General features: G+C 70.0%; 2 protein-coding genes. Both read right to left on the reverse strand.

Annotation, left to right across the window (positions count from 1 at the left end):
* Positions 1-65: 65 nt before the first annotated feature.
* The gene (locus KS423_RS43760; RefSeq protein WP_224285260.1) at positions 66-461 is read right to left on the reverse strand and encodes a cytochrome c oxidase subunit 4; all 396 of its coding nucleotides are present in this window, start codon (positions 459-461) and stop codon (positions 66-68) included.
* Positions 458-2173, reverse strand: a complete 1716-nt coding sequence (gene ctaD, locus KS423_RS43765) for a cytochrome c oxidase subunit I (protein ID WP_224285261.1) — start codon at positions 2171-2173, stop codon at positions 458-460. The genes KS423_RS43760 and ctaD overlap by 4 nt, the downstream gene beginning before the upstream one ends.
* Positions 2174-2293: the final 120 nt, after the last annotated feature.

Here is a 2293-nt window from a genome sequence, read left to right on the forward strand (position 1 = left end):
TCCCCCGGCCGTCCGGGCACCCGGGCCGTCCCGGGGCGGCCCGCTCCGGCGGCTGCTGCGCCGCCTCAGCCCGCGTCGTGGTCGCGGTACTGGAAGATGAAGCCGGCGACGGCGAGCGCGAGCACCAGCGCGCCGAGGACGATCAGCCACCGGGCGAAGACCAGCCCCAGCGCGAAGACCGTCACGCCGACCGCCGCGAGGACCGGGTAGCCGCTGCGGGCCGGGAAGAACCCCACCGGCCCGGCGGCCTCCGCGATCTCGGCCTCCTTGCGGTCCTGCGCCCGGCCGCCGCCCAGCCGCTGGTGCTGGACGAACCAGAACAGCGCGACCAGGCCGGACATCAGGAACGCCACCGTCAGGATCGCCTTGCCGGCCGGCTCCCGGGCCCAGAAGCCGTAGACCAGCCCGGTCACCGCGAAGAATACCGTCATGACGGCGAACAGCCACCCCTCCGCCTTCACCGCCCGCTCCCCCGCTCCCCGGTACGGCCGGACGGCTGCCCGGAGGTGCCGTTCGACGGCTCGTCCGTGGGCACCTCCGGATGGTGCAGGTCGAAGGCCGGGGACTCGGAGCGGATCCTGGGCAGCGCGTGGAAGTTGTGCTGCGGCGGGGGGCTGGAGGTGGCCCACTCCAGTGACCGGCCCCAGCCCCACGGATCGTCCTCGGTGACCCGGGTGCCGTGCCGGGTGGTGGTCCAGACGTTGTAGAAGAACGGCAGGTTGGAGACCCCGAGCAGGAACGAGCCGATCGAGGCGCACACGTTCAGCGTCGTGAAGTCGTCCACGGCCAGGTAGCTCGCATAGCGGCGCGGCATCCCCTGGGCGCCCAGCCAGTGCATCACCAGGAAGGTGGTCTGGAACCCCACGAACAGGATCCAGAAGTGCACCTTCCCCAGCTTCTCGTCGAGCATCTTCCCGGTGAGCTTCGGCCACCAGAAGTAGAAGCCCCCGAAGGTGGCGAAGACGACCGTCCCGAACAGCACGTAGTGCAGGTGGGCCACCACGAAGTAGCTGTCGGTGACGTGGAAGTCGATCGGCGGCGCGGCCAGCAGCACCCCGCTCAGCCCGCCGAACAGGAAGGTCACCAGGAAGCCGATCGACCAGAGCATCGGGGTCTCGAAGGACAGCGAGCCGTTCCACATCGTCCCGACCCAGTTGAAGAACTTCACCCCGGTGGGCACCGCGATCAGGAAGGACATCATCGAGAAGAACGGCAGCAGCACCTGGCCGGTGGCGAACATGTGATGCGCCCACACCGACATGGACAGCGCGGTGATGGCGATGGTCGCACCGATCATCCCGTAGTAGCCGAACAGCGGCTTGCGGCTGAACACCGGGATGATCTCGCTGACGATGCCGAAGAACGGAACCGCGACGATGTAGACCTCGGGGTGGCCGAAGAACCAGAACAGGTGCTGCCACAGCAGCGCCCCGCCGTTGGCCGCGTCGAAGGCGTGCGCGCCGAACTTGCGGTCCGCCTCCAGGCAGAGCAGCGCGGCGGTCAGCACCGGGAAGGCCAGCAGCACCATGACGGAGGTGAACAGCACGTTCCAGGTGAAGATCGGCATCCGGAACAGCGTCATGCCCGGCGCCCGCAGGCAGGTGATGGTGGTGACGAAGTTGACCGACCCCAGGATGGTGCCCAGGCCGGCCACCACCAGCCCGAACGCCCAGAGGTCCCCGCCCGCCCCGGGCGAGAACAGCGGACCGTTCAGCGGCGCGTACGCGAACCAACCGAACGAGGGCGCGCCCTGGGTGGTGAGGAAGCCGCTCAGCACCATCAGCCCGCCCAGCAGGAAGGCCCAGTAGGTGAAGGCGTTCAGCCGGGGGAAGGCCACGTCCGGCGAGCCGATCTGCAGGGGCATGATCGCGTTGGCGAACCCGGCGAAGGTCGGGGTGGCGAACAGCAGCAGCATGATCGTGCCGTGCATGGTGAACAGCTGGTTGTACCGCTCGTTCGACAGCAGCCCGGTGTCCGGCCCCAACAGCTGGGCCCGCATCAGCAGCGCGAGCACGCCCCCGACCAGGAAGAAGCCGAAGGCCGTCGCCAGGTAGAGGTTCCCGATGACCTTGTGGTCCGTGGTGAACAGCCAGCGCAGCAGCGTGCTGCCCTGCCGGACCCGCGCCCGGGTGCGATCCTGCGCCCGGGGCGGCGCGGTGGACGAAGCGCTCATGGAACCTCCGCAGCGGAGCCGGTGACGCCCCCGGTCGCGGCGCCGACTCCCTCCCCGGCCCGGCGGAGGGCCCGCCCTCGCACGCCTTCGCCGACCCTAGCGGTGGCGGCCCGGGCCGCC

Origin of the sequence: Streptomyces sp. LS1784, assembly GCF_020103755.1 — a bacterium.
Taxonomy (GTDB): Bacteria; Actinomycetota; Actinomycetes; order Streptomycetales; family Streptomycetaceae; genus Kitasatospora.

Excerpts from the sequence above, each read along its gene's own strand:
- ctaD (WP_224285261.1), bottom strand. The coding sequence starts at position 2,173 with ATGAGCGCTTCGTCCACCGCGCCGCCCCGGGCGCAGGATCGCACCCGG.